Source organism: Nonomuraea sp. NPDC049400, from assembly GCF_044466425.1.
Classification (GTDB): domain Bacteria; phylum Actinomycetota; class Actinomycetes; order Streptosporangiales; family Streptosporangiaceae; genus Nonomuraea.
The window spans coordinates 78,500-101,005 of the sequence record NZ_JBITMP010000029.1 but is presented as its reverse complement, the minus strand read 5'-3'; the positions used below and the strand labels follow the sequence as shown (position 1 = coordinate 101,005).

The 22,506-nt window shown below is 71.0% G+C and carries 14 protein-coding genes and 2 pseudogenes; 9 read left to right on the top strand and 7 right to left on the bottom strand.

Features of this window, described 5'->3' with window-relative positions; genetic code table 11:
* The first annotated feature begins 504 nt into the window (after positions 1 to 504).
* The 5 genes from dacB (at position 505) to ACIBVN_RS36645 (ending at position 6,429) form a co-directional block, all read left to right on the top strand.
* Positions 505 to 2,034 (top strand): D-alanyl-D-alanine carboxypeptidase/D-alanyl-D-alanine-endopeptidase, encoded by a 1,530-nt coding sequence (gene dacB / locus ACIBVN_RS36665; protein ID WP_397144470.1) that lies wholly within the window; start codon positions 505 to 507, stop codon positions 2,032 to 2,034.
* The gene (locus ACIBVN_RS36660) at positions 2,031 to 3,242 is read left to right on the top strand and encodes a serine hydrolase domain-containing protein (RefSeq protein ID WP_397144468.1); all 1,212 of its coding nucleotides are present in this window, start codon (positions 2,031 to 2,033) and stop codon (positions 3,240 to 3,242) included. The genes dacB and ACIBVN_RS36660 overlap by 4 nt, the downstream gene beginning before the upstream one ends.
* 39 nt (positions 3,243 to 3,281) lie before the next feature.
* Positions 3,282 to 4,466, top strand: a complete 1,185-nt coding sequence (locus tag ACIBVN_RS36655) for a serine hydrolase domain-containing protein (protein ID WP_397144466.1) — start codon at positions 3,282 to 3,284, stop codon at positions 4,464 to 4,466.
* 10 nt (positions 4,467 to 4,476) lie between these two features.
* The gene (locus ACIBVN_RS36650; RefSeq protein WP_397144464.1) at positions 4,477 to 4,860 is read left to right on the top strand and encodes a nuclear transport factor 2 family protein; all 384 of its coding nucleotides are present in this window, start codon (positions 4,477 to 4,479) and stop codon (positions 4,858 to 4,860) included.
* A gap of 195 nt (positions 4,861 to 5,055) precedes the next feature.
* Entirely contained in the window at positions 5,056 to 6,429 is a 1,374-nt protein-coding gene (locus tag ACIBVN_RS36645; RefSeq protein WP_397144462.1) for an MFS transporter, read from the top strand.
* Between the two features lie 301 nt (positions 6,430 to 6,730).
* On the opposite strand, the gene ACIBVN_RS36640 is transcribed toward ACIBVN_RS36645, so the two are convergent.
* Positions 6,731 to 7,360, bottom strand: a complete 630-nt coding sequence (locus tag ACIBVN_RS36640) for a TetR/AcrR family transcriptional regulator (RefSeq protein WP_397144460.1) — start codon at positions 7,358 to 7,360, stop codon at positions 6,731 to 6,733.
* A 93-nt stretch (positions 7,361 to 7,453) separates the two neighbouring features.
* On the opposite strand from ACIBVN_RS36640, the gene ACIBVN_RS36635 reads away from it, so the two are divergent.
* Positions 7,454 to 9,187 (top strand): ATP-binding cassette domain-containing protein, encoded by a 1,734-nt coding sequence (locus ACIBVN_RS36635; RefSeq protein ID WP_397144458.1) that lies wholly within the window; start codon positions 7,454 to 7,456, stop codon positions 9,185 to 9,187.
* Positions 9,184 to 10,947 (top strand): ABC transporter ATP-binding protein, encoded by a 1,764-nt coding sequence (locus tag ACIBVN_RS36630; RefSeq protein ID WP_397144456.1) that lies wholly within the window; start codon positions 9,184 to 9,186, stop codon positions 10,945 to 10,947. The genes ACIBVN_RS36635 and ACIBVN_RS36630 overlap by 4 nt, the downstream gene beginning before the upstream one ends.
* Here the strand turns inward: ACIBVN_RS36630 and ACIBVN_RS36625 are convergent.
* A complete protein-coding gene (locus ACIBVN_RS36625; protein WP_397144454.1) occupies positions 10,944 to 12,098 on the bottom strand; it encodes an MFS transporter in 1,155 nt (384 codons plus the stop codon). The two genes, ACIBVN_RS36630 and ACIBVN_RS36625, sit on opposite strands and share 4 nt — an antisense overlap.
* 255 nt (positions 12,099 to 12,353) lie before the next feature.
* Here ACIBVN_RS36625 and ACIBVN_RS36620 point away from each other — a divergent pair.
* A pseudogene (locus ACIBVN_RS36620) lies at positions 12,354 to 13,064 on the top strand (MFS transporter); the annotation flags it as partial.
* Here ACIBVN_RS36620 and ACIBVN_RS36615 read toward each other — a convergent pair.
* A complete protein-coding gene (locus ACIBVN_RS36615) occupies positions 13,003 to 13,344 on the bottom strand; it encodes a helix-turn-helix domain-containing protein (protein ID WP_397144556.1) in 342 nt (113 codons plus the stop codon). The pseudogene ACIBVN_RS36620 and the gene ACIBVN_RS36615 overlap by 62 nt on opposite strands.
* Before the next feature lie 157 nt (positions 13,345 to 13,501).
* On the bottom strand, positions 13,502 to 18,373 hold the full coding sequence (locus ACIBVN_RS36610) for a DUF4132 domain-containing protein (RefSeq protein ID WP_397144452.1): 4,872 nt from the start codon (positions 18,371 to 18,373) through the stop codon (positions 13,502 to 13,504).
* Between the two features lie 254 nt (positions 18,374 to 18,627).
* Between ACIBVN_RS36610 and bla the strand changes: the two genes are divergently transcribed.
* Entirely contained in the window at positions 18,628 to 19,593 is a 966-nt protein-coding gene (gene bla, locus ACIBVN_RS36605) for a class A beta-lactamase (protein ID WP_397144450.1), read from the top strand.
* Between the two features lie 169 nt (positions 19,594 to 19,762).
* On the opposite strand, the gene ACIBVN_RS36600 is transcribed toward bla, so the two are convergent.
* The 3 genes and pseudogenes from ACIBVN_RS36600 to ACIBVN_RS36590 form a co-directional block, all read right to left on the bottom strand.
* A complete protein-coding gene (locus ACIBVN_RS36600; protein ID WP_397144554.1) occupies positions 19,763 to 21,061 on the bottom strand; it encodes an MFS transporter in 1,299 nt (432 codons plus the stop codon).
* Between the two features lie 42 nt (positions 21,062 to 21,103).
* A pseudogene (locus ACIBVN_RS36595) lies at positions 21,104 to 21,433 on the bottom strand (FAD-binding oxidoreductase); the annotation flags it as partial.
* A 38-nt stretch (positions 21,434 to 21,471) separates the two neighbouring features.
* Positions 21,472 to 22,464 carry an MBL fold metallo-hydrolase gene (locus tag ACIBVN_RS36590; RefSeq protein WP_397144448.1) on the bottom strand — a complete coding sequence of 331 codons (993 nt, stop codon included), beginning with the start codon at positions 22,462 to 22,464 and terminating at the stop codon, positions 21,472 to 21,474.
* Positions 22,465 to 22,506 lie beyond the last annotated feature (42 nt).

Here is a 22,506-nt window from a genome sequence, read left to right as displayed (position 1 = left end):
GACTTCACGCAGTGCCCCGACTATCGGTGTCTGGTGGAAGGTGCGGCAGGGTTCCAGGGCCACCCCGAGGGCGGGTGCCTGATCTGTGCAGCGCCGATGAATGCTCACCGGTCATTTGACGGATTCCCTGGATCGTTGCCCGCTCAAAGGTCGGTAACTCTTCTTGGCCAGGAGCACCCGTCGCCGAGGGATTCGCCGAACTCGCCACGCGGCCCCCGCCCTTGACGGTGAGGACGGCGACTCCGGTCTCGGCGATCTGGTGGACACGATCCGCCAGGTCGAAGCCATCGTCGCCGGGTGCCTACCTGAGGCGGCCCTGCCGCGGTGGTCAGCATTGACTGCAGGTCCTCGTCGCATCTCAGGGGTACCGCGGCGGCGGAAACGGCGAGGAAACATGCCGCTGTGTTGCATGTCGGCGTGACTCGACACCGATCATCATCATCGCCGCCGGCATGGTCCAGGCGAGCGATGCTCAGCGTGCTGGGGGCACTTCCGTTAAGCGGCTTGTCCGGCTTCCGTGTCAACCAGCTCAACCTTCCCGGCCATGGCGGGACAGGCGGTCCCGCCATCGACGCCAGGATCCAGGAAATCATCCGCAGGCCTGAGTTCCAGGGCTCTCGCTGGGGCATGAAGGTCTCTTCGCTGCATTCGGGCGAAGACCTCTACTCGATGAACACGGATCAGCTGTTCATCGCCGGGTCGTCGTTCAAAATCTTCCCCGCCGGTACCGCCTTCTCGACGCTGGGCGGCGGCTATCGCTTCCGTACCCGGGTGTATCGCACAGGCCCGGTCGCGCGAGGCGTTCTGAAGGGCGATCTGGTTCTTGTGGCGGGCGGGGACCTGCTGCTGGGCGGCCGCGTCCAGCGCGACGGCACGCTTTCCCTTCCGGATCCCGACCACACCTACAACGCCAGGCCGCTCGCGGGTGACCCGCTGGGGACAATTCGGGGTCTTGCCCGCCAGGTGAGAGCCCGGGGGATCCGTCGCGTCGAAGGCGGTGTTCTGGTCGACGCCTCCCTGTTCCGTGAAGGGCTGGAGGACATCTTCAGCGACGGCGTCAAGGCCGCGGTGTCGCCCATGATGGTCAACGACAACGTCGTGGACGTGTCAGTGCGGCCAGGGGCGCGGGTCGGGGCGCCGGGGCTGGTGAGGTTGTCGCCGGACACCGGATACGTACGGATCGCCAACGAGGTGACCACCATCGCCGCGGACAGGGCGGCGCACGCACGACGGCTGACGTTCACCGGTGACGTCGCGAACCCGGACGGCACGCGGCAGGTGCGGCTCGTCGGCGACGTCGTCCTCGGGGGTAAAGAGCAGTTCATCGCCTACCACGTGCCCGGCCCCACCCGATTTGCTGAGATCGCCTTCACCACCGCGCTCGGGGACGCCGGGATCGGCGTGGACGCCGCTGCGGGTCGCGGTCGGCCGGCGGCCTATGACAACCCCCGCAACCTCCTGGCGGAGCAGGTCTCACTGCCGTTGTCGGAGGAGGTGAAGGTCATGCTCAAGGTGAGTTCGAACGTGCATACCGTCCACTTCCCCTATCTGGTCGGGGCGATCGCCGGACGCGATGCGCACAATGCCAAGCGGCGGGGCGAAGAACTCCAGAGCCGGCTCTTCCAGCAGGCGGGGCTGAACCCGAACCCGCCGGGCGCCGCCGACGTGAGATACACGCCGGACTTCTTCATCGGGTTCCTGCGCCACATGGCGCGGCAGCGGTACTTCCGTGAATTCCACCAGGCGCTGCCCATCATGGGCAGGGACGGGACCTTGGCCGACGTCGAGGTGGGTTCGCCCGCCGCGGGTCATGTCCACGCCAAGACTGGGACAGCCGGCACGACGTCACCCGACACGGGCGAGCCGCTGGTCGCCAAGGCGCTGGCCGGGTACATCGATCTCCCCGGCGGCTCCAGGACGGCGTTCGCGGCATTCATGGAGCAGCGTCCCACCTCTGCCGATCTTCTCGATGCCGCGGGCCAGGCGCTGGGCGAGATCGCGACAGCCGTTTACGAGGAGGCGAGCCTGTCATGACCCACGAAACGTCCACCTCCCGGCGGTCCGTACTCGGGCTGCTGGGCGCCGCTCCGATCGCGGCCGGGCTGCTCACGGCCGGTCAGCCCGCGCAGGCGGAGGCTTCGGCCTCCGGCTCGATACCCGCCGATCTGCGGCCTGGCGGAAAGCTGGACCGTTTCGTCGCGGACCGGGCCGGCAAGGACCTGTTCTCCGGCGTCGTGCTGGTGGCCCAGCAGGGCAGGCCGGTGCTGCGGCGCGCCTACGGCATGGCGAACAAGGCCTCCTCGGTTCCCAACCGGCTGGACACCCGTTTCGACATCGCGTCGGTGACCAAGACCTTCACCGCGGTGGCGGTCGCCCAGCTCGCGCAGCAAGGCAAGATCGCCTTCCAGGAGAAGCTCGGCACCTATCTCCAGGGGTTCCCGGCGGAGATCGGCCAGACCGTCACCGTTCACCAGCTCCTGACGCACACCTCCGGCGTCGGCAGGCCGGCCGTCGGCTCCGAGCCGCCGACCAGACCGGAATGGGACACGGTCCAGAAGGTGTGGGACGGCACCGCGAAAGCCATCCGCGCTCTGCCGCTGCAGTTCACCCCAGGGAGCCGATACCGCTACAGCAACGACGGATTCTTCCTGCTCGGGGAGATCGTGGCCACGGTGTCGGGACGGTCCTACTACGACTACGTCCGCGAGCACGTCTTCGCCCCGGCCGGGATGACCCACTCGGACTTCTTCACCAAGTCCCAGGTGACAGCCGAGCGCACCATCGCACGCCCCTATGCGTCCCAGCCGTCCGGTTCCCGTGTCGACTTCACCACCAGCGACTTCTTCCCGTTCGTCGGCGGGCCGCACCGCGGCGCCTACTGCACCGCCACCGACCTGCTCGCCTTCGCACGTGCCCTGCGGAACGGCACGCTGCTCGGCCCCGCGTACGCCGAACTGATCACCACGGGAAAGATGATCATGTCTCCGTCGGAACAGCCGGGCCTCACCCGGCAGCAGCTGTTCTACGGCTACGGCTTCATCGACGCCATCGTGGGCGGGCGGCACGTCGTCGGACACTCCGGCAGCGCCGCCGGCGCCGCCAACTACCTGGACACCTATCCCGGCCTCGGCTGGGTGGCGCTGATCCTCAGCAACTACGACACCCCCATTGCACCCATCGTCGAGACGGCACGACAGATCATCACCGAAAGCGCCCGGCCGAGGGCCGCCGCGGCTTCCTGACCGCTTCGCCTGAACTCGAATCCGAGAAAGTTGTTCTCCTTGAATCACGCGACCGTTGTCCGCACCATCAGCGCCGCGACCGCGGCGACCCTGCTGCTGGCCGCGAGCCCGCCCGCGGCGGCTGCCCCCGCCCGTACCGCCCCAGCTCAATCGCCGGCCGGTCCTCCTGCTGACAGGTCCGGCATCGGAGACGTTCAGCAGGCGATGGAAGCCCTGGCCAAGACCCCCGGCGTGGTGGGCGCCATCGGCGGGGCATACGTGGACGGCAAGCCCGCCGGCCAGGGATCCGCAGGTTCGCGGCTACTCGACGGCAAGGGAGGCAAGATCCCGCCGGATTCTCGCTTCCGCATCGGGTCACAGTCCAAGCAGATGGTGGCCACCGTACTGCTCCAACTGGTCGAGGAAGGCAAGCTCGGTCTGGCGGACAAGCTCGGCGACCTGCTGCCCGAGGTGGCCGCCGACGGTCTGGTGGAGCGGGCCGACGAGATCACCGTGCGGCAGTTGATCCAGCACACGTCCGGCATCCCCGACTGGTTCCGCAAGGGCTCTTCAACGACACCGGCGTTCGACGTGTTCGACTTCACCACCTACTACCGGCCGATCGACATGGTGAAGATGACCCGTGGGTGGCCGCGCACCGGCGAGCCCGGCGAGAAGTTCAGCTACTCCAACACCAACTACACCCTCATCGGCATGATCATCGAAAAGGTGACCGGCCACACCCTGGCGGACGAGCTCAAGCGGCGCCTCTTCCGCCCGCTGGGCATGACCCGGACCTACCAGGTCACCAAGCCTCCGCAGGGCATCAAAGGCCCGCACGGGCACGGCTACTACCCCGATTCCACCGGCACGCTGCGCGACGTGCACCGGTTCAACGCCAGTTACGGCAACGGAGCCGGAGGCGTCGTCTCCACCACACATGACGTCAGCGCCTTCCAGCGAGCCTTCACCCGTGGCAAGCTGCTGCCGGCGCCACTGCAGCAGGTCCTCACCCAACCGCAGGCTGATGGGAGCGGGCAACAGGGCGCGGGTTTGTGCGGAGGGACGCTGAAAGGTGCCATGCCCGGCGGTTCCGCGCCCGGTCTCACCGCGTTGACCTTCGCCTCGGCCGACGGCCGGCGCCAGTTCGCCATCTCGGTCACGCTGAAGACCGCCGACACCCACGCCGTCGTCCCCGCAATGATCAAGGCCGTCGAAGCGGTGCTCTGCCCGGCGACCTACTAACGTCCGGCGTATGGATGAGACCGCCAGAAGCCGACATGCCGTACATGCCTACATCGACAGCGCCGAGCGGCGTGACTGGGAGAGCTTCGGTGCCCTGCTCGCCGAGGATGTGGTGTACGAAATGCCGCAAACCCGGGAACGGATCCGCGGGAAGTCGGCCTTCCTCCAGTTCAACATGGAGTATCCCGGTGATTGGCACCTTCAGGCGCGGCGCATCGTCGCCGACGGTCGCCATGCTGCGGCGTGGATCGACGCGCGGGTCGGCGCCGAGCATCAGGACGCGTGCGTGTGGTTCGAGCTTTCCGACCAGGGACTGATCAGCCGGATCGTCGACTACTGGCCGGAGCCGTATGATCCGCCGTCTGGTCGCGAGCACCTTGTGGAGCGCTGGTAAGCCCTGTCCGTCGAGCAAGGCGCATGGCAGGTGCAGCGGCCATCCCTGCCATGCGCCTTTCCGCGAGGCGATGTGAACCGGGGTGTCCGTTAGGCTGGCCCCACTCAGCGCAGCGCGCGCCTCCTCGCCACCGGCGACTGCCCTACTCTGAGATACTAGAACAAGATTCTAGAATCTCAGCACCGAAGGGTGGGCATGGTCGGGACGTTGGGTTCGCCGCGCGCCGGTGCCATCGACGTGGGCTCGCGCGCGCCGTTCGGGTGGGCGCCGCTGGTGGTCCTGTTCATCGTCGGATTCGTGGACCGGATCGAGCACAACCTGCTCTCCGGCGTGCTCCCAGCAATCCAGGGCGAATGGGGTTTCAGCGACACGGCTGCCGGCTCGATCCCGACGGCGGCGGCGCTGGCCGCGGCAGTGGTGGCCCTGCCCGCCGGGTATCTGGCGGACCGGCTCAGCCGTACCCGGATCATCGCTGTTGTCGTCCTCGTCTGGGCGGTCGCCACGCTGGGCTCCGGCCTGGCCACGGGCTTCTTGATGTTCTACCTGATGCGCGTGCTCCTGGCCGCGGCCGAGAACATCGACAACCCCGCCGCCGGCAGCCTCCTCGCCGACTACTACCCGCCGGTCAGCCGGGCGAAGGCGTACGGGTTCACGCGGGTCACCACGCACCTCGGGGGCGTCGGGACGCTGCTCGGCGGGGTGCTGGCGGAGGCGTACTCGTGGCGTACGGCGTTCCTCGTCCTGGTTGTGCCGGGCGTGCTCACGGCCCTGCTCGTCTGGCTGCTCCGCGAGCCGCCCCGCGGCCGGCTGGACCGGCTGGTGGCCGCAGGTGACGCTCCCCCGGCCTCCGCGGCGCGCGCTGCCCTGGTCTTTCCCGCGCACACTTCCGCCGTGTCTCCGGAGTCCGCGGCCGTGGTGCGGTTGCCGTTCTGGCGGCAGTTGCGGCAGGTTCTCGCCATCCCCACCCTGGCCTTCGTCTGCGCCGGCCTCTGCCTCCTCACGCTGGGCCTGGCCGGGATCTTCTACTGGCTGCCCACGTACATGGTGCGCAGCCTCGGCGTCGGCACGGGCACGGCAGGCTCGCTGACCGGGTTGATCCCGGTCGCGGGCACGCTGACCGGCACCCTGGTCGGCACGTGGCTGGGCCGCAAATGGCACGGCACGCGCAAGGGCGGCCGGCTGCTGGCCGGTGGCAGCGGCCTCACGGCCGGCTCGCTGGTCCTGGCCGTGGCGCTGTCGATGGAGTCGATCGGCGCGATGGCCGTGCTGGTCCTGCTGGCCTGCTCGCTGCTGGCGATCGCGATGCCCAACCTGACGGCGTGCCTGGCGGACGTGGTCCCGGCCACCTCGCGCGGGCTCGGCTTCGCCGTCCTGCAGCTGCTCGTCACGGGCGGTGGCGCCTTCGGCTCCCTGGTCGTCGGCATCGCCTCGGACCGGTTCGGGTCACTGCTGGCCGGGATGTACGTCCTGGTGCTCCCGATGGTCGCGGGCGGGCTCCTCACGCTCAGGGCCCGGACGTCGTTCGAACGCGACGCGCGCAAGGTCATGGAGGAGGCCGCCCGTGGCTGAGCCTCCGGGCACGCAGAGGAAGCGGCCGGTCGTTGACGAAGCTGTCATCAGGTACACGCGAATCGCGTCAGCCCTGATCAGACGAGGAGCCAAGGGCTGGTGAGGTCAGTTTGAGCGTCGACCGCGTGCGGCTGGGCATGCTCGGCGGTGACGCGGGGCGGAGGTCTCTTCGCCCAGGCGGACGTGGGGTCCGGCAAGGACGCTGGGCGGCGATCTTGTCAAGCGGATCGTCGGTGGACACGCTCGCCCGCGCGGCATGATCGATCTGGCCAAGGGTGAGGCGGCACTCGTGGATGGCGATTCAGCGGTAGAGGTCGGCAACGGCCTCCAGCGCGCGGTCGCGGGCGACGGCCGCGGAGGTGACGCCGGCGAGCACGTAGGCGGCCAGCCCTTCGGCCAGCGCCACCAGGGCGAGCGCCATCTCATAGGGGTGCCGGGTGGCGGGGATACGGCTGGCCTGCTGGTCTTTGCTGATCAGGTCGGCCATCTGGCGGTGGAAGTCGGCGTACAGGACGCGCAGCCGGGACGCGATGCTCTCCTCGGCGAAGGCGAAGGCGTGGAAGGACTGGCGGATCCGCATGTGCGCCTCGGTGGCAGCGTCGTAGGGAATGAGCTCGGTGAGGACGGTGGTCAGCACCAGGCGCGGCTCGGCGGCCTCCAGGTCGGAGCCGACCCGCTGGCGGATGCGGGTGCTGGACAGGTGGTTGCCGCGCTCGAAGGCGGCCTCGAGGAGCTGCCGTTTGGCTGGGAAATAGTGCTGCACGCGGCCGGGTGAGATGCCTGCCTGGGCAGCCACCTCGGTCAGGGACACGGCGGCCAGGCCGCGGTCGGCGACGATGGCGAGCACGGCGTCGGCGATCTCGTCGCGCCGCTGCGCATGGTGCGCGCCGGGCCCGCGGGTACGTCGTTCGGCCCTTGCGTGCTCTGCCACGCCACCCACCTTCTCGTTCCATCTTCTCAATATGACCACATCGGATTGACCGTTTCAATGTAGCCGAGCTAGCGTCAAACTCATGGTAAATCGATGCGGCCCCATTGGATTACGGTAAGGGGCGCGCAGGCCGTCGGCTTGCTGCCGCTGGCCGGTCCGCGCCGCCTGCTGCCGCTGGCCGTGTTCAGCGCGGGGGCGGCGGTGCTCGGGCCGCTCAGCACGGTGCCGCTCGGCCGGGTGGTCGCCGGCGGCGGCCTCGCCCCGGTGGTCACTCTCCTGGTCCTGCTGCTCGGCCAGGAGCTGTGCACGGCGCTGCGCGAGCCCGCGGGAGCGGCCGCGGCCCGGCGGATCGACGGCGTGCTGCGGGCCCGCATCCGGGCCGCCGCAGCGGCCATGCCGCCCGCCGGTGTGGAGCGTCCGCAGGTGCAGGCCGATGTGCGGCTGGCCCTGATGGGGCATCGAGGCCGGACGGCCGGGACGGCGGCGGTGGCGTGGGTGGGCGAGGCGAGCCGACTGGCCTCGGCGCTGCTGGGCGCCGTCGTGCTGGCGGCGCACGTATGGTGGCTGGCCGCTGCGGCGCTGACGCTGTCGATCGCGCAGAACCGGCGCATCGCCGCGACGCTGGTCGGGCCGGGCGGGGTGGAGTCGCTGACCGACAGCCCCGAGCAGGTGCGCCGACAGCGCCGGGCCGACTACCTGGCGGAAGTAGCGGGCGGGCCGGGCGCCGCCAAGGAGATCCGGGTTTTCGGCTTGGAGCACCTCTTCATCGGCCGGTATGTGGCCGCGATGCGGGTGTTCCTGACACCGCAGGCGCGCGGCCGCCGGGCGGTCGTCCGCGGTTACGGGCAGGTGCTGGCACTGCAGCTGCTGAACGCGGCAGGTGTGTTCGCCACGCTGGCCTGGCTGACGGCCGCGGGCGTGTTGGAGGCGGGCGCGCTGGCGCAGTGCGTGCTGGCGGCGCTTTTGGTCTTCGCCTACGGGGCGGGCAGCTTCCAGATGTTCGAGATCGCCTACGGGAGCACGCCGTACCAGGCCGCGATGCGCGTGCTGTCGTCTGCGAGCCTCTCGCGGGCGAGCGCCGAGCCGGCCGGCCAGAACATGGGCCGTGAGGCGATCGGCCTTCATGGGGTCACCTTCGCTTACCCGCGCAGCGCGCGGCCGGTGCTGGACGGACTCGACCTGCGGGTACGGCCGGGGGAACACCTGGCGATCGTGGGGTTGAACGGCGCCGGGAAGACCACCTTGGTCAAGCTGCTCACCGGCCTGTACGCGCCCCAGCGCGGCACTGCCGCCCCGGTCTGGGACGCCGCCGTGGTGTTTCAGGACTTTGTCCGCTACCCGCTGCCGCTGCGTGACAACATCCGTCTGGGGGATCCCGGCTTCGACGGCACCGACGCCGACGTGCTGGCCGCTCTGGAGGCGGTCGACGCGCTCGATCTGCTGGAGGTTCTGCCGGCCGGCCTGGACACGCCACTGTCGCGGGCCTTTTCCGGCGGCCGGGATCTGTCCGGCGGCCAGTGGCAGAAGGTCGCGCTCGCTCGTGCCCTGTACGCGCTGCGCGCGGGCCGTCAGGTGCTGATCGTGGACGAGCCGACCGCCCACCTGGACGCCCGCGCCGAGCGGGAGGTGTTCGACCGGCTGCTGGAGCGCACCCGCGGCCGCACCTTGGTGCTCATCTCGCATCGCTTCGCCACCGTCCGGCACGCCGACCGGATCGCCGTCCTGGACGGCGGCACAATTGCCGAGCAGGGAAGTCACGCCAACCTGCTCGCGCTGGGCGGCCGGTACGCGCACTGGTACCGGCTGCAGGCGGAGCTGATCGCATGACCCGCCGGCACACCCTGCGCACGCTGCTGGTCCTGGCCTGGCGCACCGACCGGCGCGCCGCCCTGATCCTGGCCGCCTTCCTCACCCTCGGCGCGGTCAGCCAGAGCCTGGCCGGCCTCTTCCTGCGCGAGCTGACCGACACCGCCACCGCCGGCCAGGCGACGACGGCCGTGCTGTGGGGGCTGGCGGCCGGGAGCGCGCTGGCAGCCGGCGTGGCCCTTGGCCGCGCCGAGCTCGCACTGATGCAGGAACTCGCGGAGCGGATGGGCCTGGCCGTCCAGCAGGAGATCCTCACTCTCACCGCTGGGGTGCCCACGATCGAGCATCTGGAGCGGCCCGCCTACCTGGACAAACTGCAGATGCTGCGGCAGGAGAGCTGGCAGCTGTACTTCGCGGTGTGGGCGATCGCCCTGGTCGTCGAGCACAGCGCGCAGATCGCGCTGGGCGTGGCGCTGATGGCCGCCGTGCACCCGCTGCTGCCGCTGGTGCTGGGCGGGGCTGTGCTGCCCTCGCTGCTGGTGCGCGGCCGTGCCGCCCGCCATCTCGACGCCGCCACCGAAAACACCGCCGAGACCACCCGCCTGGAACAGGTCCTGACCGAGTCCGCCACCTCGGCGGAGACGACCAAGGAAGTCCGGCTCAGCCGCGCCGCGCCCGTCCTGGACACCATGGCCGCCCGCCACTGGCAGGAGACGTCCACCGAGCTGTCGCAGGCCAGGATCCGCGCCGCCCTGCTCACCTTCACCGGCGCGGCGGTGTTCCTGGCCGGATACGTGGCCGCGCTCGGCTACACCGCCTGGCTCGCCCACCAGCGCCAGGCCACGGCCGGGGACCTCGTCCTAGTGGCCACGGTCGGCGTGCAGTTCGTCACCCAAGCCTCCCGGCTGGCCTTCCACCTCGGCTCGGTCGCCGCCGGCCTGCGCGCCGCCGACCGCCTGGCCTGGCTACGCGCCTACGCCCGCACCCACGCCCCCGCACCCACCACCACCACCGCCGAACCACCCCAGCGGCTCGCCCGCGGCATCACCCTGCACCAAGTGTCGTTCGCCTACCCCGGCACCGACCGGCCCGTCCTGCACGACCTCGACCTGCACCTGTCCGCCGCGACCACCGTCGCCTTGGTCGGCTCGCACGGCTCGGGCAAGACCACCCTGGCCAAACTCCTGTGCGGGCTGTACCGGCCCACCGCCGGCTACATCCTCCTCGACGACGTCCCGTTACATGCGCTGGCGAGCGAGCGATGGCGCCGCCGGATCAGCGCGGTGTTCCAAGACCTGGCCCGCTTCGAACTCACCGCCGCCGAGACCGTCGGTGTCGGCGACCTGCCCCGCCTACACGACCCGATGGCGATGGACGCCGCGCTGCGCCTGGCCGGCGGCACCGAGTTGGTCGCCGGCCTGCCCTCCGGCCCGGCCACCCAACTAGGCGACACCTTCGAGCGGGGCGTGAAACTGTCCGGCGGCCAGTGGCAGAAGCTCGCCCTCGCCCGCGCCTCGATGCGGGATGCGCCGCTGCTGCTCGTGTTGGACGAGCCCACCGCCTCCTTGGACGCCCCCGCCGAGGCGGCCACTTTCGCCCGCTATGCCGAAGTGCTGATCACCCACCGTTTCCCCACGGTCCGCATGGCCGATGTGATCGTCGTACTGGAGGCCGGGCGGATCGTCCAGCACGGCAGCCACGACGACCTCATCGCCCGCCCCGGCCCCTACGCCGAGCTGTATGCCATCCAGCAGGCCGCGTTCACCGACCGCGCCGGCTAACGACCGCGCAGCGCGGCCAGGGCGCAGCCGACGCCCGTACCGGCGATGGCTGCTGTCACTGCGATCGCCGCGCCCCACCCCATCGTCTCGACGGCTTCGGCGTACAGCGGCGGCCCGAACAGCGTGCCGAGGCTGCCCGCCTGCGTGAGGGCCGCGACCGCCACAGCGACCCGATCACCCGCTACCGCGGGAAGGACCGCGAACAGCGCGGAGACGGCCAGGCCGTTGAGCACGAGCACCGCCGCCGCGCACACGGCCACGATCGCCACCGGCATCGGCGTGAAGATCCCGGCGCTCAAAGGCGCCATGAGCACCGCTGCGGCGACCAGCCTGGCGGGTTGTGCCCCGCCCCGCAGGGCCGCGCCCGCTGCCAGGCTGCCGAGCACACTGGCCGCCGACACCACAGCGGTCAGCAGGCTGGAGCGAGTACCGGACAGGCCCGCCGTAGCCGCCAGATAGGCGGGAAGGATGGTGACCACGCTGACCCCGATCAACGCGATCAGCGCGAACCCGGCCGCCACGGCGGCCACCGCCCAGCCCGCCCCCGCACCGGCTCTGGACACCCCAGCGGCCCGCTCGCGCCGCCCAGGACAGGCATCGGGGGGCAGCGTGACGGCCAGCGCCGCCACCATCAGGGTGATCACCCCTATGCCAGCCGCCTGGCCACGCCATCCGGCCGTTCCCACGAGCGCAGCCCCGGCAGTGGCCAGCGTCAGCCCGGCCGGAATGCACAACCCCCACAACGCCAGCGCGCTCTGCCGCGCCCTGCCGGTCAGCAGCCGGGCCAGCAGACTCGGCCCGATGATCACCACCAGGGCATAGCCGCCAGCCTGAATCACCCGCACGGTGAACAACGCCGCGACGCCGTCCGTGAACGCCGCCCCCAGCCCTGCTGCCCAGAACCCTGCCGCTGCGAGCAGCAGCAGAGCCGCCAGGAAGATCCCGCGCAGCCGCCGGGCCTCCAGCCAGATTCCCAGCGGCAGGCACGTGAGCCCGGCCACCAGCGTGATCAGTGACGACAGCCAGCCCACAGCGGTGAGCGGCAGGGCGAACTCCTCACCCACTGCCGGGAGAAACGGGATGAATTGCCCCAGCGCCATGCTGGCCACCACACCCGCCGCCAGCACGACGGCACCGATACGAGCGCTCATCCGGGCACACACCTCCCCATGCATCAGGGAGACGCGACCAGACAAACCGGCCCGACCCTCAAGCCCCGGATGGGCGACGCCTCGACGAGGATCCTCAAGCGACAGACGGCCAGGCCGCCGCGATCATCCTAGCCCCCCAGATTTCCGATGCGGACACATCGGTTTGCATGCTGACCGTAAACCGATGTGACCGCATTGATTTGAAGAGGTTGGCCGGTGAGAGCGATCCTGGCGCTGGTGTGCGCGGCGCAGTTCATGGTGGTGCTCGACGTGTCGGTGATCAACGTCGCGCTACCGTCCATCCAAGACGCCCTCGCCCTGGACGCGCGTCACCTGGCCGGGGTGGGCAACGCCTATGCGCTGGTGTTCGGCGGATTCCTGCTGCTCGGCGGGCGGCTGGCCGACCTGTACGGGCACCGGCGTATCTTGAGCATCGGCCTGGCGGTGTTCACGGCCGCGAGCCTGGCCGGCGGCCTGGCCGGATCCGCGGGCCTGCTGATCGCCGCCCGCGCCGCCCAGGGCCTGGGCGCGGCCGTCCTGGCCCCGGTCACCCTGACGATCGTGACCACCGCCTTTCCCGAGGGGCCACTGCGCACCCGGGCGATCGCGATCTGGACGGCCGTCAGCCTGGCCGGCGGAACCGCGGGCAACCTCATCGGCGGCGCGCTGACCGAGTACCTGTCCTGGCGCTCGGTCCTGCTGATCAAGGTCCCCATCGGGCTGGCCTGCCTGACCGCGGCCCGGCTGCTGCGGCCCAGGTCCGGGCAGGCGGGCGCCCGGCGGCTGGACGTGCTGGGCGCGGTCCTGGCCACGGGCGGGCTGGCCGCGCTGGCCTACGGCCTGGCCGGCTCAGTCGCTCTCGCCTCGGCCGCCGCCCTGGCCGGGGTCGTCATGCTGGGACTGTTCATCGTCGTCGAGGCGCGCCTGGCCGGCGCCCCGCTGATCCCGCCGCGCCTGATGCGGCAGCGGCCGATCTGGCTGGGCAATGCGGCGATGCTGCTGGCCGGCGCGTGTCTGAATCCGATGTGGTACTTCCTGACCTGGGCCGCACGGCGGCCCTGGTCGGGCGGCGTCGCGCCCGCGCCGGGCGGGCGTTGGCCGCGTGGGCCAGGGCATACAGGTGGTCCCGCTCGATGTCGTCCAGCCGCAGGGCCTGGGCGAGGGCGTCCAGGACGCTGTCGGAGACCCCGCCGAGATTGCCACGCTCCAGACGCGTGTAGTACTCAACGCTCACCCCGGCCAGCATCGCGACCTCACCCCGGCGCAGCCCGGACACCCGCCGCTGCCCGTAGGCGGGCAGGCCCGCCTACTCGGGCGTGATCTTGTCGCGGCGGGACTTCAGGAAGGCGCTGACTTCGGCCCGATTGTCCATAACCCCAGCATAGGAAGGGCGTGACGACCGATCAGGGCTGGAGAGGGTCCCTGTCATTACCCCCCACAGCGCAGACGGACGAACGAAGGAAGCGCAGGTCCTCCATGACCAGGGCGACATCGGTGGCGCCGTCGCGGCGGAGGGCCGGGGCCAGTGCGTCCAGGTCGGGCCAGCGGGACGGGCGGAGGTGGACGCGGTAGCCGTCTCCGGCGGGCTCCAGGGTGAGGGCTTCGCCGATGGCGAGCCTGCTCTCCGGGAGGTGGACCGCGGTCGCTCCGGCGGCTCGTTCCAGGGCGGTGACCGAGGTGACCCCGGCGGCGATGGGCAGGGTCGTGTCCGGGCTGGTGACGTGTTCGTGCAGGTCATGCAGGCGGGCGGCGGCGGTCGTACGGGCGGGGTGGTCCTTGGGCAGGCGGTCGGCGAGGAGCCTCACTGCGCGGGCGATGTGACCCAGCGGCGGTACGGACGGACGCTCGCCGAGCAGGGCGATCAGCGCCTCCAGGGCATCCTCGGCGCCGGAGGCGAGGGTGACCCACTGCTGGGTGGTGAGCGGGGTGAGCCTCGGGTGGCGTTCCGTCCAGTACGCGACCGCCCGGTCCAGGTCGGGGCCCGTACGCCAGAGGTCGGCGGGGTCGTCGGGCATGAGCAGCTCGACGACTTCGACGGCCTCGTCGGTGGTGGTGAGCGCCTCCAGGGAGAGCGCGGCGATGCGCAGTTCGATCCCGGTCAGGCCGAGTTCGCGGGCGCGGGCGGCGTCGCCCTTGTGGAAGGCGGCGACGCGGCCCCGCGCCCAGCCGTCCGGCCAGGAGAGCGTGCGCGCCGAGGTGGACAGCAGGATCAGGCACTGGGCCGGTGACAGGCCGGTGGCCGCGGCGAACGCCCGTACGGTCGCCTCCCGGTCCACGGGCGGCGGGCCGTTCTCGGCGATCAGGTCGAGCGCCCGCCGGAGCCGGTCCTGGTCGCCCCAGCCGCGGCAGGTCCGCAGCTCGACGGCGCGGTTGCGGGTGAACAGGAGCGGGTCGGGGCCGTCCGGGGTGTAGAGGAGCGCCGTGACCGCGTACCCGTGCCCCACCTGCTCGTAGTCGGCGACGGCGGCGGCCATGATGGGGCCGCGGCCCGAGTGGATCTGCCCGAGGTCGTATTCCGGGCGCAGCCGGGCGACGTGCCAGGTGCCGTCGGTGCGGAGGAGTTCGGGGACGGCGGCCAGTTCCAGAAGTTGCGCGCGCCCGCCGCCGTCGCCCCACGCGGCCTCCAGGACGGCGGCGCCGAGGCGGCCCAGCGTGTTCTCGACCCCCTTGACGGCGGGGGCGTTGAATATCGCGATCTTCTTGTCGTACGGCACATCGACGGCGGCACGGGCGAAGTGGACGATCCTCTCGTACGCGGACTCAGGCCCCGGATCGTCCGGCTCGGGGGACTTCTCGGACTGGACGGCAGGTGCCGCGAAGGCAGGCGCCGGGCGCAGGTGGGGCGGCGGGGTCAGCGCAAGGCGTTCCAGCAGGGCGAACGCGCGCTCGCGGCATTCGACGGCCGTCCACACCAGGAACGTGACGCCCTTCCAGAGCGACTCGTCGGTGATCTCCGGCAGGAGGGGGCGGAGCCGTCCCGCCAGCTCGTCGCGGGCGGCGTCCTTCTCCCGGTACCCGCTCTCGGGGTCCAGCACCCGCATGATGTCGGCGGCGAGCGCGGCATCCGCGACGTCGATCAGGGCCTGCGCCTTGTTCTCGTCGACGGCGCGCAGCGCCCTGGATCCTTCGGGGTCGCGCGGCCGCATCGCCGACCACCAGCCGGGAGGCGCGACCAGGCGGGTCCCGGACGCGTAGCGGTGGTGCGCGACCGTGCTGATGTTCTCGGCACCGTCGTGCTCGGGCACCCTGCCCCAGCCGCGGACGTAGCGGCCGATGGTCCGCCCGGCCGGGTCCCGCAGCTCGATGATCCGGCCCTGGCCGCGCCACACGGTGGCCTCGGCGCCACCGGGGAAGGAGACCCGTTCGCCGTCGGCCGGTACGACGCGGCGGGCGGCGGGGTGCGCGCTGCCGTGCGGGCAGTGCGGGCCGCCGTGGTCCAGTACGGTCACCCGGCCGTTCACGGCGATCAGGCAGCGGTCGTAGAGGTCGCGCGCCTCGGTCCGTTCGTGGGACCGGCTGGAGACGTGTTCGTAGGTGCCGAAGCCGTGGGACGGGCCGACTCCATCCGGTGTGACGACGGAGGCGCGGAACTTGTGCTCCCAGAGCCGGCCGGACTGGATCAGGAGCAGGTCGGTGCCGCTCTCTTCCAGGTAGTCGGTGATGGTGTTGACGTGGCCGGGGACGAAGGCGGGCAACTCCAGTTCGTCGAGGACGCCGCCGCTCAGCGTGGCGGCGAGGGCGCGGGCCGGGTCCGTCCCGGTCGCGATCGTCCTGACGCTGTCCAGGAGGGGGCCGGGGACTCCGGCGATGGTGAACCGTTCGGCGTCGCACAGGGCGGCGTGCGCGTCAGGAAGCCCTTGATTCGGGACCCGCTCGGCATGCTCGGCCAGGATGGCGGCGACAATCTGCGCCGTTCCCGGTGTCGCGGTCAGGGCTCGTACGGTCTCGGGGGCGGTCTGCTTCGGGACGGCGGGCTCGGTGACGTTGAGCTGGTTGGTCACGTTGCCCACGATCGCGTCGCGCAGCAGCGGAGCCCAGTCCGGGTCGGCGGCAACGGCGGCCAGGTCGGTGCCCATTCCGGAGGCGAGCCGGTCGTACAGCTTGAACGTGTGCAGCAGCCTGGGCCGCGCGAGCGGGACGCCGCGGTCCAGGAGGAAGTCGAGGAGCGGGAGGTCGGCGGCGGTCTCCTCCCAGCGGTTGACCTCGTCCTCGTCCACTCCCAGTACCGCCTCATGGTCGTCGCAGGCGAGGCCCTCGGCGCGCAGCCGCGTACCGGCGTCGTGCAGGAGGTCGCCGAGACCGGTGACGGGGAGTGCGAGCCCCGCGTACAGCTTCAGGAAGCGGCCGAGCCAGTCCTTCGCCGCCGCCCCCGCCAGCCCGGGGGACGTGGTGAACGGGGCGGTCAGGCCCGCGCCCGCGAGGTTGCCGAGGAGGAGCGACACTGCCGCGCTCTTCGCCTTGGGGGTGTCCTTGGCGGGCAGCGGCAGGACGCCGAGGAGCGCGCGGCCGATGCCCGCGTCCGCCCGTGCCATCGGGCCGAGCAACGGCAGGACGAACTTCCAGAGGGCCTGCGGTGCCGACTCCATGCAGCCGCTCTCCAGCAGGGCCCGTACGGCGCGTTCGTCCTCGGGCCCGCCGAGCGCGTGCCCGGCGGCCTTCGCCAGCGCCGCCCAGCCCTCGGCCAGGGCCAGCGCGCCGTCCGCGCCGTCCGGGACTTCCTCGCACCACTCGGTGAGCAGGCTGCGGTGCCAGCGGTACGCGCCGGGGGCGGGATGGCGGGCGGCAAGCCGCTTGCCGTGCTTCTTGAGCGTGGCCGTTCCGGCGGCGTCCGGTCCCGCGGCGAGGTGCGCCGCGACGAGCGCGGCCTCGTCGACCGGCAGCGAGTGCGCGTCCTCGGCGGCGCGGGCCTTCTCGAAGAAGGCGGCGGCGAAGCGGTCGCTGCCCGCGGCGGCCAGGATCCGCGCGCACTCCTCGTAGAACGGCGGCAGCAGCTCGGGCGCGTGCGTCTCCAGGTCGTCGCCGGTACGGGTGAGCGCGGTGCGCGCGAGGCCGGGCTTGCGTGCGGCCAGGCCGCGGGCGGCCCGCAGGTCGTTGTGCGCGGCCAGGATGCGGGCGCGGTGCGCCGGGTACCCGTGCAGGGCGGACGCGAGGAAGCCGAGCGGGCCCGCGTGCACGGTGCCGACGCCGGTCTCCGCCACCGGGTCCAGGTCGTACAGCGACTTCTCGGCCTTGTCGCCGTCGACGGCCGCGCGCCGGACGAGTTCGACGACCGGCTCGTCCAGGACGGAGTGCTCGTAGCGGACGGCGACGCACGTGTCCTCGTCGGAGCCGGCGGGCGTGCCCGGCAGCACCGCCCCGGCGCGCAGCAGCACGTCGCGCGTCGGGCCGGGGATGCCGGAGGGCGCCACGGTGCCGGGCTCGCCTTGGTGGTCGTCGCAGTAGTGGGAGTACGCCTCGGCTGCCTCCACCGCCGGCTCCGTCTCGTCCACGGTGCGGTCCGCGTACAGAGCCATGAGAATGCGGACGCCCTCGGACCAGGCGAGGTCGCCGATCTCCCGGCCGCCCGCGGTGAAGCTCAGCCACGCCATGTAGGCCGGGCTCATCGGCCCGCTCCAGTCCAGGTCGATCTCGATGCCGAGCGGCTCGGGCGCGTGCACGGTGAACCGCGCCCTGTCCCCCTTGATGCGCCCGCCCAGCTCGTGCACGCGGCGCTCGAACGCGGCGCCGCTCTCGTACCGGGCGTCCAGGTATCCGAAGGTGTCGACCACGCCGAACGTACGGTCCATGCTCGCGGGACGCGTCCACACCTCACGGCGTACCTGCTCGACAACCTGCGTGAGGTTCCGCCCCCGCCAGACGGGCAGCTCGTCGCCGAGCAGCAGCGGGTGCGGGATCGCGAAGGCGTCCGCGCCCGTCCACGCGTCCTCGCGCAGGAGCGCGCAGCGGCCGAGGTCGGGCGCGCCGTCGACGATCGGGGCGATGACCAGGTCGGTGAGCGTCTCGCGCCACACCGGGTCGTCCCACACGGCCGCGAACACCGCGGCCGGGACGGGCAGCGACCGCACCATCCAGGACTCGACCCGGTCGTGCACCGCCCGTGCGTGCTCGCCGAGCCGGTCGCAGAGGGCGGCGAGCCGTACCGCGGCCGGATCCTTCCTGACGTTGGCGGGCACCTTGGGCAGCACGCGGCCCGCGGCCGTCCGGCAGGCGAGCGCCGGCCGCCGCGTCTCCTCGACGGTGAGCTCGTGGCCCGTCGCGATCCCGATCCATCCCATGGCACGCCATTCTTGATCATCCATAGGACATTTGGCGGGTAAAGCGATGATTTGCCCGCAGTGACGGGGGCAGCCGGTAGGGCGTCGGGACCGCGGACAGCCATCAGCGGTGAGATGGATCTTGCGAGGTGAGGGGTCTCCGACCTGCGGGCGTCATCTGCGCTTGAGACACCTGTCGATATCTATATCGATATGACGGGATGATCAATATCAATATTGGACATTCCTGGCTGGCTTCTGATCTCCTCTTCGGCATGACACAGCTACTCCCCCGGCTAGGGATCGCGACATTGACCGCTTCCGCGCTGCTGGGCAGCCCCGCCGATGCGGCGGTTGCCGTCACCGGCGAGACGAGTGCCTCCAGCGTCGCCGCCCGGACGGTGACCACCGCACCCTCCGACTCCGACCTGAACAAGACGCTGCAGGAACTGGAGAAGTCCTACCAGGGGCGTATCGGCGCAGTGGGCATCGACCTGGGAACCGGTAAAACGGTCGGCTACCGGGCCGACGAGCGTTTTCCTTTCAACTCCATGTTCAAGGTGTTCGCCTGCGCGGCAGTACTGCACAAGGCACGCACCAGCGACCCTGGGCTGATGGACAAGGTGGTTCGCTGGAAGCCTGAAGAGATGGCCGGGCTGACCACGAACTCCCCAGAGACCACCGAATACACCGACACAGGCATGACACCTGCACAGCTGTGCCGCGCCGGGATCACCAAATCCGACGGCTTCGCGGGCAACACGCTGCTGAAGCAGATCGGCGGTCCGCGCGGGCTGACCGAGTTCTTCCGCGCCACCGGTGATCGGACGAGTCGCCTGGACCGACCGGAGCCCGGCCTGACCGAGTGGAAGCCCGGCGAAGAGCGCGACACCACCACCCCCGCGGCGGCCGCGCAGACGTTCGCCAAGCTCACCACCGGTAAGACCCTCCACAACCGCGACCGAGCGCGGCTGGTCGGCTGGCTGAAGGCCAGCCTCACCGGCGCCAACCGGATCCGGGCGGGACTCCCCAAGGACTGGACGGTCGGCGACAAGACCGGCACCGGCGGCGCGAGCAACTACGGCACCGCCAACGACCTGGCGATCGTCTGGTCGCCCGGGTCTGACGCGCCGATGATCCTGTCGGTGTTCACCAACCGCACCACCGACGACACCCCGCATGACGACAAGGTGATCGCCTCCACCGCGACCGCGCTGGCCAAAGCCCTCGGCAGGCTCTGACCGCCAACGGCACCAAGATCAGCGGAGCGATGAGCGCACCTTCCTCGAGGACGAGGATGAGGTGATCATCGCAGCGAACGCTCCCGCCGGAACCACATCCAGTGATCGTCTCCGCTCTCGGCCGGAAGCGCGGCTCCGGAAACGCGGAGCCGCCGCCAACCGGGCGTCGTCAGGCGATCGGCTGCTGGGTCAGCCCCAGATCGGCGCCCTTGGGTTCCTTGACCGCCGTGACGGCGGCCAGGGAGATCACGCAGAGCACCATGATGTAGGCGCCGACGGACAGGGCGGATCCCGTGCTCTGCACCAGTGCCTGGGCGATCGTGGGGGCGAAGGCGCCGCCCAGGATGGCGCCGAGCGCGTAGCCGATGGCCACGCCGGAGTAGCGGACTGAGACGGGGAACATCTCGGCGTACATGGCCGACATGGGCCCGTAGGACAGGCCCAGGCCGATGGCCAGGACGATGATCGCCGCCGCGAAGAGCCAGATGTTGCGGGTCTCCATCAGCAGGAAGAGCGGGATCATCCACACGAACACAAGCGCGTAGCCGATCTGGAAGGTGCGGACCCGGCCGATCCGGTCGGACAGCACCCCGCCGTACAGGGTGAAGACCAGCCAGCCCACCGACCCGGCGACGGTGGCGAGCAGGACGGACGGCCTGGACAGGCCCAGTTTGGTGGTGCCGTAGCTGATGAAGTAGGCGATGAGGAGGTAGCCCGCCGCGTTGTTGGCCACGAAGATCAGCGCGGTGAGCAGCACGTTCTTGCTGTTGCCGCGGAACAGGTCGCGTAGCGGCGCGGAGGAGGTCTTGGTGCGCTGCTGCAGTTCCTTGAACACGGGGCTCTCCTCGACGGCCCGCCGTACGAGGTAGCCGATGATGATCAGGGTCAGGGAGAGCAGGAACGGCACCCGCCAGCCCCACGCCTTGAACTGCTCCGGCGTGGTGACCGTGCTCATGATCCACAGGACGCCGGTCGCCAGGATGAGGCCGATCGGCACGCCGATCTGGGGGAAGGCGCCCCACCATCCGCGGCGGTCGCGAGGCGCGTGCTCCACCGACAGCAGGGCGGCGCCGCCCCATTCGCCGCCCGCGGAGAAGCCCTGCAGGATGCGCAGGAGGATGAGGGCGATGGGTGCCGCCACGCCGATCGACCCGTAGGTGGGCAGCAGGCCGATGAGGGTGGTGGCCGCGCCCATGAGGAGCAGGGTCAGCACGAGCATGCGCTTGCGGCCCAGCCGGTCGCCGTACCGGCCGGCGATGATCGCGCCGAGCGGCCGGAACAGGAAGCTGATGCCGATCGTGGCCAGCGAGATGAGCGTGGCCAGACCGGGGGCCTGCTCGTCCACCGGGGCCAGGAAGAGCGGGCCGAACACCAGGCCGGCGGCTTGGGCGTAGATGAAGAAGTCGTACCACTCGATGGTGGTGCCGGCCAGGGTGCTGGCGAGGACCTTGCGGTCGTCGCGCGTCATGGCGCGTGGTTCATCTGTCACGTTGGACTCCGTTCCTTCGTAACGGGCGAGGCGGGTGTTCGCCCGGCTCAGCACCACCCCGGGCGCGCTCCGCAGGATCTCGCCTTCCTCCTCGACCGTCGTCCGGTCGAAGTGACGGCGGACATCGAGCAGGATGTCGTCTCCCTGCGCCTGGCCGTTGAGACTGGTCCCGGCGGCGCGCAGGGCGACGCGCCGCCCGTTCCTGGAGGCGAACCGGAAGACGGCGGCGACGTCGTCGCCGGAGCGGGCCAGCACCACGACCCGGGGTACCTGGTGGTAGGGGCTCGCATCGGCGGAGTAACGGATCAGGTCGGTGGCCGACGTGAGCACGTTCTCAGCGCCGACGTCCATGACCAGCTCGGCGACATCGCCGCGATCCGATCGGGAACTCAGCAGCACGAATCCCCCGCCGGGGCTCCGGTCGTACCCGCCGCGTCGGCCACCCGGCCGCGCAGCATGCTCTCCATGACGGACATGTAGGTGTCCATGCCCGCCTGGCCGAGCACGAACGGGTTCGCGCCGCCAGGCTGGGTGCGAAGCTGCTGCATGCGTTCCAGGCCGTGGTCGACGAACGGGTGAGTGGACACCTCGACGTCCACGCCGGCGCGTTGCATCCGGGTGCGGAAGGACAGGACAGAGGCCAGGTAGGTGCGCAGGGAGGCAAGCGCCGCAGGCGGGTTGGTGCCTCCCCACGACATGGCCATGTGGCGCGTGCCCTGCCACGTGACCGGGAAGATCGGCGAGACCGTGCCGGGGGTGTGGCCGGGCGTGTAATACAGCTGGATCGCGGTGTCGCCGAGCCTGAGCCGCTGGCCGTTACTGATGTCCAGGTCACGGGCAGGCGCGTCGGGCGCGTTGGCCAGGAGGTTCCAGTCCGCGGGCGCCATGAGCACCCGGGCTCCGTAGCGGTCGGCCAGATATCGCGCGCCGCCATAGTGGTCGCGGTGGCCATGGGTGACGACGACGTACTTGATGGTCGCCGGGTCGGCTCCCAGCGCGGACAGGCCGCCGACGATGGCGCTCTCGGCCTCCGCGGACGTGTTGAGCGCGTCGATCAGGACGATCCCGCCACTGGTCAGGATCGCCAGGCAGGAGACCGGGCCCACGCTGAGCACGGCGAGATCGTCGAAGATCTTCATCGGTGCCGGGGCGGAGGGCCGCGGGGGCGAGAATCCCTTGGTCAACGCCGCGATCAAGGCCAGCAGAACTGGGTCGTCGCCGGCCAGCTCATGGGCTTGCTCGTAGTAGTCGGCAGCGGTTTGTGCGGTGGCCGGAGCGACGGACGCGGTCAAGCCCGCGCCCGTCGCGAGGCCGAGGGCGGCGAACCGGCCGAACTGACGCCGGGTCATCGCGGCGGCCGGTACGGCAGGGCGAGGGGTCATGGCGATCCTCCTAGTGGGGCGTCGGAGGGACAAAACCGAGTG